General features: G+C 66.8%; 12 protein-coding genes. 7 read left to right on the forward strand and 5 right to left on the reverse strand.

Annotated features, from left to right (window positions below; genetic code table 11):
• Positions 1–183: 183 nt before the first annotated feature.
• From ABD810_RS23130 to ABD810_RS23150, 5 genes are all read left to right on the forward strand, one after another.
• Positions 184–1,050, forward strand: a complete 867-nt coding sequence (locus ABD810_RS23130) for a Scr1 family TA system antitoxin-like transcriptional regulator (protein ID WP_344944035.1) — start codon at positions 184–186, stop codon at positions 1,048–1,050.
• Between the two features lie 67 nt (positions 1,051–1,117).
• Complete coding sequence (locus tag ABD810_RS23135) at positions 1,118–1,933, forward strand: SAM-dependent methyltransferase (RefSeq protein ID WP_344944038.1); 816 nt, start codon at positions 1,118–1,120, stop codon at positions 1,931–1,933.
• A 10-nt stretch (positions 1,934–1,943) separates the two neighbouring features.
• The gene (locus tag ABD810_RS23140; protein ID WP_425566942.1) at positions 1,944–2,330 is read left to right on the forward strand and encodes an ATP-binding protein; all 387 of its coding nucleotides are present in this window, start codon (positions 1,944–1,946) and stop codon (positions 2,328–2,330) included.
• A gap of 54 nt (positions 2,331–2,384) precedes the next feature.
• The gene (locus ABD810_RS23145; RefSeq protein ID WP_344944041.1) at positions 2,385–2,810 is read left to right on the forward strand and encodes a hypothetical protein; all 426 of its coding nucleotides are present in this window, start codon (positions 2,385–2,387) and stop codon (positions 2,808–2,810) included.
• A gap of 339 nt (positions 2,811–3,149) precedes the next feature.
• The gene (locus tag ABD810_RS23150) at positions 3,150–4,559 is read left to right on the forward strand and encodes an AlbA family DNA-binding domain-containing protein (protein WP_344944043.1); all 1,410 of its coding nucleotides are present in this window, start codon (positions 3,150–3,152) and stop codon (positions 4,557–4,559) included.
• Between the two features lie 102 nt (positions 4,560–4,661).
• On the opposite strand, the gene ABD810_RS23155 is transcribed toward ABD810_RS23150, so the two are convergent.
• The 5 genes from ABD810_RS23155 to ABD810_RS23175 all read right to left on the reverse strand — a co-directional run bounded on the left by ABD810_RS23155 (position 4,662) and on the right by ABD810_RS23175 (position 10,534).
• Entirely contained in the window at positions 4,662–4,811 is a 150-nt protein-coding gene (locus ABD810_RS23155; RefSeq protein WP_344944046.1) for a hypothetical protein, read from the reverse strand.
• Between the two features lie 180 nt (positions 4,812–4,991).
• A complete protein-coding gene (locus ABD810_RS23160; protein WP_344944049.1) occupies positions 4,992–6,164 on the reverse strand; it encodes a cytochrome P450 in 1,173 nt (390 codons plus the stop codon).
• A 173-nt stretch (positions 6,165–6,337) separates the two neighbouring features.
• Complete coding sequence (locus tag ABD810_RS23165) at positions 6,338–7,516, reverse strand: S-methyl thiohydantoin desulfurase family protein (RefSeq protein WP_344944052.1); 1,179 nt, start codon at positions 7,514–7,516, stop codon at positions 6,338–6,340.
• A 1-nt stretch (position 7,517) separates the two neighbouring features.
• Positions 7,518–9,107, reverse strand: coding sequence for a hydantoinase/oxoprolinase N-terminal domain-containing protein (locus tag ABD810_RS23170; protein ID WP_344944055.1), 1,590 nt, complete (start codon positions 9,105–9,107; stop codon positions 7,518–7,520).
• Positions 9,108–9,199: 92 nt separating this feature from the next.
• Complete coding sequence (locus ABD810_RS23175; protein ID WP_344944058.1) at positions 9,200–10,534, reverse strand: purine-cytosine permease family protein; 1,335 nt, start codon at positions 10,532–10,534, stop codon at positions 9,200–9,202.
• Positions 10,535–11,171: 637 nt separating this feature from the next.
• Between ABD810_RS23175 and ABD810_RS23180 the strand changes: the two genes are divergently transcribed.
• Positions 11,172–11,945 (forward strand): hypothetical protein, encoded by a 774-nt coding sequence (locus tag ABD810_RS23180; protein ID WP_344944061.1) that lies wholly within the window; start codon positions 11,172–11,174, stop codon positions 11,943–11,945.
• Positions 11,930–12,418, forward strand: a complete 489-nt coding sequence (locus ABD810_RS23185) for a hypothetical protein (RefSeq protein ID WP_344944064.1) — start codon at positions 11,930–11,932, stop codon at positions 12,416–12,418. Before ABD810_RS23180 ends, ABD810_RS23185 begins: the two co-directional genes overlap by 16 nt.
• The last annotated feature ends 36 nt before the right edge of the window (positions 12,419–12,454 follow it).

The following is a 12,454-nucleotide window of genomic DNA, read 5'->3' on the forward strand; positions in this document are numbered from 1 at the left end:
GAGACATCACGGGCCGGGTCGGGTCTGCGGGTGGGGCGGAGGCGCTCATCCACGTGTGTCTCCTGGCGAATATGAGGCTGGGGGATATATCCACCACCGGTGAGTTCGTATATGTTGCGCCTGTTACACAACGCGTGTCAACATCGCTTCTGGCGGTTTGTTGCCGGGAAGGTCGAGTGCGGAATGCGTGAGTTTCTTCCTCAGCTCCCGACCTTTGCCGAGCGTCTTGAGTACCTGTTCAAATCCCGGCGGCGACCCAACGGTGAGGAGTGGGGTGTCCGGGAGACCGAGCGGGCGATCAAAGCGAGCGGCGCAAAAATCGACCACACGACGATCTCCGATCTGAGAAGCGGCGCGAGTTCCAACCCCACGCTGCGCAACCTGGTTGCCCTCGCCCAGTTCTTCGGGGTCAGCCGTGGGTGGCTGGCGGGAGACGATCCACACGAGCAGTGGTGGGATGCGACCAGTGTTCCCCTGTCGTTCGAGGAAACCGCCGACCTGGAGTCGCGTGCGGCATCGATCCGGATCTACGCGCCACTGTCGGTGCCGGGTTTGCTGCAGATCGAGGAGTATGCGCGCGCCGTCTGCCAGTGGATCTGTACCCCTGGTGAGGTCGAGGACTCGGTGCAGGCCATCCTTGCCCGGCAAGAGATCCTCGACCGCCAGCTTCCGCCGCATCTATGGCTGGTGCTGGACGAAGGGGCCCTGCTGCGGGCACCGGCCGGCGTCGACGCCCAGGTGGGCCAGATCGATGCGTTGATCTGCGCGACCAAGCTGCCCCGGATCACCGTGCAGGTTGTCCCGTTCTCCCGTACGGGCCGGCTTCCCGAACGCGGGTCGTTCAGCCTGCTGCGATTTCCCCAGGACGAGCCGGATGTGGCGGTGGTCCGCCAGGCCAACATGATGGACGAACTGGTGACATCGCCACGTGAGACCGGCAGGTATCACGAGGCGCATACCCAACTCGCTGTGAACGCTCTGGACCCGACGACCTCTCGTGAGGTGCTTATCCGGCTCCGCCATCAGGTCGCGGTCGATACCTGGCAATGAGACAGCCGTTCACGCGCTGCCGGGGGCGTCACGCCGTTCGCACACCAGCCACTACAAGGAGTGTGGAATGCAGCAGGACCGGGCCGATGGCGTCCGCGCTGACGTGCCGAACCCCGCACGGATCTACGACTACGTCCTGGGTGGGAAGAACAACTTCCCCGTTGACCGGCAAGCAGCCGAGTACCTGACCCAGACCAGCCCTCATATCCGGGGCGCGATGCGGGAGAACCGGCATTTCCTGCGGCGCGTGGTGCAGTACTTGGCCGGCGAGGTGGGCATCGGGCAGTTCCTCGACATCGGGGCCGGCCTGCCCACGGCCGGTAACGTGCATGAGGTCGCCCAGCGGGCGCGGGTGGTGTACGTCGACAACGACCCGGTCGTGTTGACGCACGCACGCGCCTTGCTCGAGGATTCCGACCTTGTGCGGGTCGTGAGCGGGGACGCGCGTAAACCCCGCGACATCCTGAACAACCCCATCGTGCGCACGTTCCTGGACTGGCAGGAACCTGTTGCGGTGCTCATGATCGGCCTGCTGCACTTCATCCCCGACCAGGACGACCCCGCCGGCATCGTGCGCGTGTTCCGCGACGCCATGCCACCTGGAAGTCACCTCGCGATCAGCCACGCCACCGTCGACGGCTACGACCGCAGCCTGTGGCGGCCGGTGCGTAAGGTCTACGACCGGGCGTCGAACTCCACCACACTGCGCACCTACACACAGATCGCAGAGTACTTCGACGGGTTCGACCTGCTGCCCGCAGCCGAAGGACAGCCACAGGGGGTGGTGTTCATCCCCCGGTGGCGGCCTGAGGGCCCCCGGGAGGACATCACTGCGGAGAACACCGGCATCTACGGCGGAGTCGGGGTTTTGAAAAGGAGATGACCGGCCTGCGATGAAGGATCATCGCGTCCGCTACACGCTGGCCACCAAGCTCGTCAACGAGCTCGTCGAAGCGGCCGATGACAAGCAGCTAACCAAGACAATCGCCCGCTACGGCCGCGTCGACCTGCTCTGCATCGACGAACTCGGCTACATGGAGCTCGACCGCCGCGGCGCCGAACGGCTCTTCCAGGTGCTGACCGAACGCGAGGAAAAGGCCAGCGTCGCGATCGCTTCCAATGAGAGCTTCGGCGGCTGGACCAAGACCTTCACCGACCCCCGCCTCTGCGTGGCCATCGTTGACCGGCTCACCTTCGGCGGCAACATCATCGAAACCGGCATCAAGTCCTACCGCCTGGCGCACACCCAGGCGCGTCACGACCACAGCGCGGCAAGGTGACGCTCGCTCACGCCGCCTTGCCGCCGCTCGATCCCCTTCTCTAGTGGAGCAACTATGACCGTTTCCCACCGTCCTGGTGACCCTCACGGCAACGATGACATGGAGATCACCATCAGGCTGACCGCTTCCGAAGCCCACAGCATCGGCAGGGACGCCCTCCTCATGGCGGAAATCCTCGATAGCTGTTTGTGGGCCATGGCCATGCTCCGCACGGGTGCGAACTCGCGTGACGCTGGCTCTCCCGCACCGACGGTCGGCGATTGGGCAGCGGCACTGCGTGGCCTGGACCGGCTTGCGCCTCGGCTGCGGGGAACCCGCGACGCTGTCGTCCGGGCTTACTTGGCCTTCGGAGGCAGCACACAGCGACTGGCTGATGTCATGGCCGTCCCGCTATCAGAGATCCAGAACGAGACCGAACGCATGATGGCAAAGCCCCCCGACGTCTGGGAGGAGTGGGCGACCACACCCCGCCCCGAATAGCTGCTCATCGCTGGCTCGCCATCCCACCGCAGAGGGTCAGGCAGTCGGGTTCCGTGACGTACTCGGGGGTGGGCAGGCGCGGCCCGGTGGGGCGATCGGGGGTGTCCATGCGGGGCGGGAAGTCCTTCCAGTCGTGGGAATCCGGAAGGTAGGACACGGCCGGGGTTTACGTCTCGCTTCCATTCGTGCAGTTCACGACGGCTTAGAAGGCTGGCAATGCCCAAACGGGGGCGGGGCGGGCAAACACCGCCCGGATGTCGTAGCCCCGTTGGGTCTCACCTTTCGCCCGCCTAGGGCATGCTGATACGACCCTGTGCGGAAGCGAGGACATCCCCCACCATGGCGTTGAATTTCGACATCAGCAAAGCCCCGTCACGCCCATCTGAGCTGGTGGCTTTGGCCGATGCGGTGTTCGATGCCAGCGACGCCGATGAGAGCGTGTGGCTGGAGTGGAAATCGACGCTTGACCTGAAGAAGAAGCAGGGCTGGTGGCATCTCGCTCGAGCGATTATCGGGTTCGCCAACCGCATGCCCGACGTGGCGGCCCGCTTCGCTGAGGGACGGGCGTATCTGGTGGTCGGTGTCTCCCCAGGAGTGCTGCCTGGCATGCCCTCGATCGATGTGGTGGATCTGGACCAGGGGCTGACCCCATACCTCGGCAAGGAGGAGCCGCCGCGTTGGCGGGCGACTTATGTCCCGCTCACACGCGGAGACGTGACTGCTCAGGTACTGATCGTCGACGTCGACCCGCCTCGATGGGGCGACCCGATCTACTGCATGCACAAGGAGTCCGAAGGCGTCCGAGACGGGGACATCTTCGTGCGAGTCAACGGCGCGACACGGCCGCCCAGGAGCCACGAACTGAAAGCTCTGTGCGATCGATTGAAGCGAGGCGCCCAGGAGATTCAAGTCGAGTTGCGCGTCGCAGCCGGCGCTCCTATACGCCCGATTGACACCAGCTCGGAGGCCGTTGACAACTGGCTAGCCGGCAGGCGCCGTGATGCCATGGCATCGCTCGTCTCCTGGGAAGAGAAGCAAGCCGCTAGCCGTTCCCCCAGGTCCTACAGTTCCTTCGACTTCGGGGAGCTGGTCGACCGCCCGAGCGTATTCTCGGCGATTGACCAGGCCATGACTAAGCCCGAGACCCGCACGCCGGAGGAGTACCGTCAACAGGTCGAGGCGTACGTACGGGCATGCGCTCAGCACTGGCCGGGCCTAATAGTGGCTGGCGCGGCTGCTCACATCGCTCCGCTCGATCTGGAGCTGGTCAACGCGTTGCCGGCCAACCTCGCCGAGGTGGAAGTTGAGCTCTATATTCCCGGGGACGTGCACAGCGTTCGTCCCCGCCCGGCGCAGGCGCAGGTGGCCAACGAGCCGTTTGTGGACCTGCCCCGTCGACCGCTACCGTACGGGCCTCGGAAAGAGTCGATCATTCCCCACGTGCCGGGCCTCAACGTGTCTCGGCCTTTCCTGACGCCGCCTCGGGTGAGCAGGCCTCGGCCGCGGATCGACAACGGCGGTTCCACCAGGATCACCTTCCCGGCGGTGCACCTGCGCCCTCATCAGCGGCTGCGTTTGGATTCCATCGTTGTCGTGGTGCAATCGCCTGCGCCGTCCACCCTGGTCGGCCGCTGGCAAGCCACGTCGACAAGCATGGACGGCACCTTAACTGGCGATTTGACCATCAGCGTCTCCGACGATCCGGTGCCTCTAGGCGTGATTCTCAGCAAGCCCGTCACCTGGCGCTAGCAGACCCCCGCGCCCAGCCGACACGCGGAACGAGAACCCCAGCAAGTTACCTGCGGGTACGGGTGCGAACTGCGGTTTCGCACTCCCGCCATTGTTCGGCGCTCAGGGGCGCAGCCGCCGCGGCTCGGGCAGGCTCAGCCGGTCGACGGCTTCGCGGCGTCGCTGTTCCGGGCGCCGGTCGTAGCGGGCGGTCGTGGTCGGTGACTCGTGCCCGACGATGGCTTGGGCGGTGGCCAGGTCGACGCCAGCCACAGCTCAGGCAATCCCGCTGCCCCTGTTCGGACACGCCTTCGTTCACGCCGGGGCAGACCTCCCCGCAGCGTTGAGTTTCGGGGCGGGGCAGCCCCTGGGGATCGTGGCCTGCTATCGGCTGTCGTTTGACCGAGCCCTCATCGTCACCGACTCCTTCAGCGTGATCGCACGGGACACCCGTCAGCGCAGAGTGACCGTGGTCGGTAACGTGGCGAATCCGTACACGTTGGGGTTGTGCGCCCGGGTGGCGGCGGCCATGTCGATGTGGAACTCGGGGGTCAGCCTTCTGACGAGTTCCTCCAGGATGATTCGCGCCTCCATGCGGGCCAGGCTGGCGCCCAGGCAGAAGTGCGGGCCCACGATGAACGGGATCGCCGCCGTGGTGTCGCGGCCGATGTCGAAGCGGTCTGGGTGGGCGAAGACCCGCGGGTCGCGGTTGGCCGAGCCGATGAGCAGCAGCATCCGTGACCCGGCCGGCACGGTGAGGTCATGCAGGTTGATGTCGGCGGTGAGCAGGCGGGCGGCCATCTGCCCGGGGCTGTTGTAGCGCAGGGTCTCCTCGACCCACCCGGTGATGTTGCCGTTCCATGCCGCGTCCCGCTGCTTGGGATTACGCCACGCGGCGCACCAGGCGTTGCCGAGGAGTTTGGTGGTGGTCTCGTTCCCGGCGATGCCGAGCAGCATGAGTACCGGGACGATGTCGTGGACCTGCAGGCGGGCGCCATCGACCTCGGCGGCGATCAGGGCGCTGGTGAGGTCGTCGGTGGGGTTGGCGCGACGGGTTATCACCAGGTCGGTGTAGTAACCGGCGAGCGCGTTGTTGGCCTGGCGCATCGTCTGTGGGATGCCGGTGTCGCCGACGCCGCGGGCGATGACCTGTTCTGACCAGGTGCGCAGCTGGGGTCTGTCGGCGGGCGGTACACCGATCATCGTGGAGATCACATCGATGGGGACTTTGCTGGCGAAGTCGATGAAGTCGAACGTGGGGCCGCCGGCGAGCGCGGTGTCCAGGTGGGCGGCGGCGAGTTCCCGGATGGTGGGTTCCATCTCCCGGACCCGGCGCGGGGTGAATCCCGCTGACACCAGGGCGCGCATCTGGGTGTGGCGTGGCGGGTCCATCGCGACGAACGAGGCGTACTTGTGCGCGTTGGGGCTCCATTGCTCCAGGGTGGGGCCGTGTGAGCTGGAGAACAGGTCAGTGTCGCGGAACGCCGCGGCGACGTCGGCGTGCCGCGACAGCGCCCAGAAGTCCAGCTCGTCATTGCGGTAGAGCGGCGCTTTGTCCCGGAGCTGCTGGTATATCGGCCAAGGGTCGGTGTGTAAGGCATGGTCGTAGGGGTCGAAAGAAGTCACGGTGCCCTTCCCCGGTCGGTCGCAGTGGCGCCCATCCGCGCCACCGCCAGCTAATCAGCCGCTCCGGTCACCCGACCAGATGGGAGATCAACATGCCTGGCGTGCAGGGGCCAGCGGTGCTTGGTGTGGTGCTCCGCCAAGGGGCGGCGGTTGGGTCAGCTGTCGAACAGGGGTCAGCGGGTGCCCGGGTGGGCGCGAAGGCCTGCCGGCGTTACCGCCTCCAAACCGGTGCCGGGGTCATGCTCGCCGGTCGGTGCAAGGGTGACGGCGAGCTGTTCCAGGGGGGTGTAGGGCTCGGTCAGGCCGAACGCCGCCGGGCCGAAGCAGTCCAGAGCTGCGGGGGTGCGCATCAGGTCGGGGGTGGAGATGGCGAAGATGCTGAGCCGCTGACCGTAGCGCAGCGCTTCGGTGGTGACCGGCGCTCCGGTCTCGGAGTTCAGGGTGCAGATCAGGTCCGGCACGATCGCGGCCACCTGCCCGTTGCGGTGGGCGATGAGGTGCTCGTTCTGGAAGGTCAGCGTCATCTGCTCACCTTGGTCGTCGAGGGTCACGGTGCCGCGGGCGAAGCCGGCGACGGTGCGTCGATCCACATCGACGACCTTGCCGGCGAACAGCAGCAGGCCGTGGCTGTAGATGGTGTCCGCCAGCGCCGCGGTCAGCGCCTGGAAGGGGTCGTAATGGCGCAGGCGGGCCTGACGTAGCGCCGCGCCGATCTTCATGGCCAGGGTGAGGGTGCCGGGAATGGAGGTGCGTCGCACGGTGGCGGCGTCCATGGGGTAGTCGCAGATGTAGGCGGCTCCGCCCATCTCGATGGTCATCGCGCGGGCACGGCGTTCCATCCGGATGTTGTCGCTGCCGGTGTCGATGAGGCAGACGTCTCCGTGGTCGGAGGCGATGGCCATGGGCGAGCCGGACACACCGTGGACGTTCCAGGTTTCCATCTGCAGTTCGGGAAAGGCCCTGCCCATGCCGTCGGCGTCCACGATGGGCAGATCGAGCTGGGCGCCGAGCAGCAGGGGGATCATGGAGTTCAGCCCGCCGCTCTCGGTGGGCATGGTGGCGGCGGCGGTGCGGCCCAGGTGTTTCTCCAGTGCCCGTAACGCGGTGATGTTGCCGCGCCCCGAGGGCAGTTTCTCGATGAACACCGTGGGTGCGCCCATCATGGCCGAGGGCAGCACCAGCGCGTCGTCGGGCAGCTCGTCGATGCCGATGATGTGCACCTTGCGCCCGGCGCGCAGCTGGTGCAGGACCAGTTGGTGCCCGATGTGGGGGTCGCCCCCGCCGCCGGTGCCCAGCACCGCGGCCCCCTCGGCCAGATCGCGCAGCCCTTGCTGGGTCAGGGTGATCGCCATGTCACGGTCCTTCCTGGCGGCTGGGGGCGGGGTCGTGGACAAGGTGAAGGTCCCCCACGGCGCGGACCCGGACGCGGACCGCGTTGCCGGGCAGGTAGGGGACGTGCACCTCTTCCATCTCGGCGATCTCGACGCTACCGGCGGCGGCGCCGGCGGCGTAGGCGCGGTCGATGGCCTCCAACCGTGCCTCGTGCAGCACCTCGTCGCGGGTGTGCGCGGCGGTGATGGCATACAGCCGATCGACCTCTCCCCCGATCTGCCCGATCGCGGCGCCGATGGCGTTGGCCACCGCGTGGTGCTCGGGCCGGTGGAGCGATGCTCCGCTGGGCAGCACCTGGGGCATCAGGACGCTGCCGCCGCCCACGACAATGACCGGCAGCGGCGTTGGGGAGGTACGCATCTGCTCGACACGGTCGGCCACCTGGGCGGCCATCGCGGTGATGCCGCGCCTGACCAGGCGCCGGTCCAGATGAGCGACCAGGCCGCGGTCACCGATGTCGGCAAGGCCCGCGGCGACGGCCAGGTCGGTGGCGGTCAGCACCGCACCGCCGAACACCAAGGCTTGGCTGGTCAGCTGGTATCCCACGCTGTCGGGCCCGATCTGCAGGGTCGGGCTCTGCACGACGCGGCTTCCCCCACCCAGTCCGACGCTGAGGATGTCGGGCATGCGGAAGTTGGTCCGTACCCCGCCGATATCGACCTCGCCGGTCGCCTGGCGCGGGTAGCCGGCGCTGAGCACGCCCACATCGGTGGTCGTCCCACCGATGTCGACCACCGCGCAGTCGCTCTGCTCGGCCAAGAACGCCGCGCCGCGCATGGAGTTGGTCGGCCCGGAGGCGAAGGTGCGCACCGGGTACCGGCGGGTGTACTGGGCGTCCATCAAGGTGCCGTCATTTTGTGACAGGTACAACGGCGCGTGCACTCCCACCGCGGCCAGGGCGGCGGTGAACGCTTCGACGATCTCCTCGGCCAGATCCCGCAGGCAGGCGTTGATGATCGTGGCGTTCTCCCGTTCCAGCAGCCCGATCCGGCCGATCTCGTGCGACATGCTCAGGTGCAGCTGCGGCAGCTGGGCCAGCAGCAACGCGGCGGCGTGTTCTTCGAACTCCTGGCTGACCGGGGAGAACACCGAAGAGATGGCCACGGTGGCGATGTCGTGCCGGTGCAGATGCTCGGCCACCTGCTCCAGCTCGGCCGGGATGAGCGGGGAGATGGGCCGCCCATCGAACTCCACCCCGCCATGGCACATGTGGATGCTCGGCTGGATCGCGTTGATCAGCCGGTCGGGCCAGCCGACGGTGGGCGGCAACGCGGCGGTGGCGGGCAGCGCCAGCCGTACCACGGCGGTGCGGGCCAGGCCGCGGCCGGTCACCAGCGCGTTGGTGAAGTGGGTGGTTCCGATCATGACCGCGTCGATCTGGTCGTGGCCGGCACCGCAGGAGGTCAGCAGCTGCCGCAAGGCGGTGACGATGCCGGTGGTGACATCACCGGTGGTGGGGGTTTTGACGGTGGCGACCACGGTGGCCTTGTTCATCAGGACGGCATCTGTGTGGGTACCGCCCACATCGATCCCTACACGCAAGAGCAGCACTCCTCAATCGGCGAAGACAAGGGCTCACGCGACACCCCGAGCTTGGGCAGGGTCTGGTCGTACGTACAGCGCGAGCTTGGGCAAGGACGTGGTCATGCCGCAGGGACCGACGACTTCTCCGCGGCGGGGACCAGACCGATCTTGGCTGCCAGCGTGTAGGCGACGAACGCCACCACCAGGGCGTTGAGCGCCGGAACGCCCCAGGTGACGTACTTGCCGACCAGCGCGGCCGCGACCCATACGATCAGGGCGGCCGGCACGACCGCGGGGGCGGTGGGCGGAAGCACGCCGGTCGCTCGGGAGGCCTCCAGCGCGGGCCGCCAGCGGCGGACCAGGTAGTACTCCGCCACCATGATCCCGGCGACCGGTGGGATCGCGACGCCCAGCAGCACCAAAAAGTCGATCAGATGGTCCAGGATGCCGGCGGCCGCCAGTGTGGTTCCGATGACTCCAAGCACCACGGTGACCACCGGTCGGCCGACCCGCACGCCGAACGCGGTCTGCAGCGCGTTGGTCATGCCCAGGCTGGCCGAGTACAGGTTCCAATCGTTGATCTTCAGGGTCGCGGTGACCAGGACCAGCGTACCCACCGCACCTGAGGTCGTGGTGACGATCGCTATCACATCACCGGTGCGCAGCGCGTGCGCCAGCAGCACGCCCACCAGGGCAATCAGGTATTCACCCAAGGTGATGCCAAGCACGGTCTGCTTGACCACATCGGCGACGCTGCGGTTCATCCGGCACATGTCGGGCGAGATGACCGCACCCACGATGAATCCGCCGGCCACCAAGGTCGTCGCCTGGGCCAGATCGAGCGGCGGTCCCGCGGGGGCCGAGGCGATCAGTGCGCTGAGGGACTGCTTGGACAGCTCCACGCTGATGGCCCAGCCGGCCAGCAGGAGAAACGCCGGGACGGTGATCCAGGCGACCCAGGCCATTCCCTTGAATCCGTGGACGACCACGACGGTGACCAGCAGTCCCGCCAGGACCGACCACAACCATAATGGAGGCCCGCCCAGCAAGGTGGACAACCCGGAGGCCAAAACAGCCGATTGCACGCCGAACCAGCCCAGCAGCGCGATGGCGATCACCACACCGACGATCCCGGCACCGTAGCGGCCGAAGCCCGCCCATCGGGCCAGCACCGTGGTGGACAGCCCTTCCCGCATCCCGGCGATGCCGATGGCGATCGCGACGACCTCCAAGATCACCGCGCCCAGCGTGATGGCCAGCACCGCGTCCCAAAAGCGCATGCCCATGCCCAAGGTCGCGCCCAGCAGGAACTGTGACAGCGCGCTGAGCATGCCGAACCGTTGTACCGCCACGGTCCACCAGCCATAGCGAGCCGACGGCGGCACCCGTTCCAGGGCGTAGTCGTCATGTGCCAGCTGCACGCCCTGTGACACCTTGACCGCTGAACCAGACATCCGCTGTCTCCTTGATGATCAGTCGGGATCTGCACATGACGGTAAGGGCGCGACCCATCGTTTGGAATAGGCGAAATGCACGGCAACCAGCGCGCTATTGGGCCGTTAGCCCATACGGTTGAAGTTTCAACCCAGCGGAAGCCTCCTGAGGCCCATGAACCCCATCATTTACCCCTGAACCGCAGTGACCTGCGTCGATGCTCCGGTGGCATACCTCGGCCACCATGCGATGTCGAGGCGTGTCAGCCCCAACGCAGGCACAACTGTCCACCCAGCGCCAGACCGCGCATCCGACCGCCGCTGGCGGAGTGCGATCAGCATTCCGAATGGCTTTTGTGCGTGCATTATGTCCGTTCCAATACCGAGGCAGATCGGTCAGCATTCTCCCTACACAAAATCTGTCTCTGCAATCCCATATATCGGCTCAGATGCCAGCCGTGGCGGTGAATGAAGCGCCCCCACTCACAAAGGACGACGACATGACGATCCTCATCTGTTTGCTGCACCCCGGTCGCACGTGGAAATCGTCGGCCTGGCGCCTTTCCCCGCACCCATGGCCGGGGACCATCACCGCGTCCTCCCACAACGTGGGTTCCCGGCAGGACGGTCAGTTACCACCCCGCAAAGGATGGCCGAGATGACCGGCTGGGTGGAGGTTCCCGACATACGAACCCCACGACAGCCGCCACAACAACCAGGGCCCTTGGTCATCAACGGGCAGCCGATGCACGGGATATACCGCCGGCCGACCGCTGAGGGAGGCGCCCAGGGCCTGGCGGCCTACAACGGGCACCAGATCTGGACCTGGCCGGAGCTTCATATCCCCCACGCCGCGTGCCCACCGCTGTGCAGTCCATGGAATCGGATATTCGCCGAGCCTGCCGACTCCGATATCGGCCGCGCGCTGAGCACCGCCGGCGCTGACACCCCGGACTGGCACGCACGCTCGGCATACGCGGTCCTGCGGGGCGAACTGGCCTACGCCGAGGCTCATGTCTCCATCCCGCAGATGTTGTCACTGTGCACCGAAATCGGCCGCAGCCACCTGTGCTTGGCGTGCGGATTCCACAGCGCCGACCACGCCGGCCTGGCCTCGTTGCGCGTGGCGCGCGATCAGACCTTCGGCGAGTTATGGGACCTTCCCACGCTGATCAAAATGTATGAGCAGGTTCTGCCACCGTGCCTGGCCGAACGCCAAAGCCGTGCGCTCAGCCAACACGCGAACCTGCGCATCTCCTGTTACGCATACCACCCACGGCTACTGGCCGAGGTCGAACTCTCGGTTCTTGGACTGGTGATCGGCGACACCCCCTGGCACATCGCGCATGAGTTACTGCAGCTGGCACAGCTAGATGTCGGAGGGCCGACCACGCGCATGGGCCAGGATTTGCGCGTATGCCGCAGCGGGTGAGCCAGCCATACCTCTCCCCCGTTGTTCGCGACAGCACCAATGCATTGGAGCACACGATGACCACATCCAGTGGCCGCCGGGGCCGGCACGCGCGACCCGATCCCTACGCCGATTCGTGGCCGACGGCACCCGAACGCGGCCGGCTCGAACAAGGCGGACCGCTGCCACTCTCGGCGCCGATCCCGGCCCAGCAGGTTGCGACGTTCGACGAAACGATGGCGGAGACGGGTCGTGGGGCGGTAAGGAGGGCGGCGTCGCTTCCCGGTGAGGTGGCGGATCTGCGGGGTCACCTCGCCGCTGCGGCCAGGCTGTCTCCGGATGATATTGCGACGGCACAGATACCGGCCGTGGACGGCCAGGCTCCGGCGCGGTTACCCCCAGATGTGGTGTTGGCGATCCACCGGGTTCGTCGTGCGGCACTACGGCTGATGCAGGAGATCGACACCCGAATGGATGATGCCGCAACCCGGTAAGGCACGTAGGCCTGTAACCGCCGTTGACCAGGCCTT

Origin of the sequence: Sphaerisporangium flaviroseum, assembly GCF_039537005.1 — a bacterium.
GTDB classification, from domain to species: domain Bacteria; phylum Actinomycetota; class Actinomycetes; order Streptosporangiales; family Streptosporangiaceae; genus Sphaerisporangium; species Sphaerisporangium flaviroseum.

Bases quoted from the DNA above. Each gene is read 5' to 3' on its own strand.
- ABD810_RS23130 (WP_344944035.1), top strand. From the start codon at position 184: ATGCGTGAGTTTCTTCCTCAGCTCCCGACCTTTGCCGAGCGTCTTGAG.
- ABD810_RS23135 (WP_344944038.1), top strand. From the start codon at position 1,118: ATGCAGCAGGACCGGGCCGATGGCGTCCGCGCTGACGTGCCGAACCCC.
- ABD810_RS23140 (WP_425566942.1), top strand. From the start codon at position 1,944: ATGAAGGATCATCGCGTCCGCTACACGCTGGCCACCAAGCTCGTCAAC.
- ABD810_RS23145 (WP_344944041.1), top strand. From the start codon at position 2,385: ATGACCGTTTCCCACCGTCCTGGTGACCCTCACGGCAACGATGACATG.
- ABD810_RS23150 (WP_344944043.1), top strand. From the start codon at position 3,150: ATGGCGTTGAATTTCGACATCAGCAAAGCCCCGTCACGCCCATCTGAG.
- ABD810_RS23165 (WP_344944052.1), bottom strand. From the start codon at position 7,516: ATGGCGATCACCCTGACCCAGCAAGGGCTGCGCGATCTGGCCGAGGGG.
- ABD810_RS23175 (WP_344944058.1), bottom strand. From the start codon at position 10,534: ATGTCTGGTTCAGCGGTCAAGGTGTCACAGGGCGTGCAGCTGGCACAT.
- ABD810_RS23180 (WP_344944061.1), top strand. From the start codon at position 11,172: ATGACCGGCTGGGTGGAGGTTCCCGACATACGAACCCCACGACAGCCG.
- ABD810_RS23185 (WP_344944064.1), top strand. From the start codon at position 11,930: ATGCCGCAGCGGGTGAGCCAGCCATACCTCTCCCCCGTTGTTCGCGAC.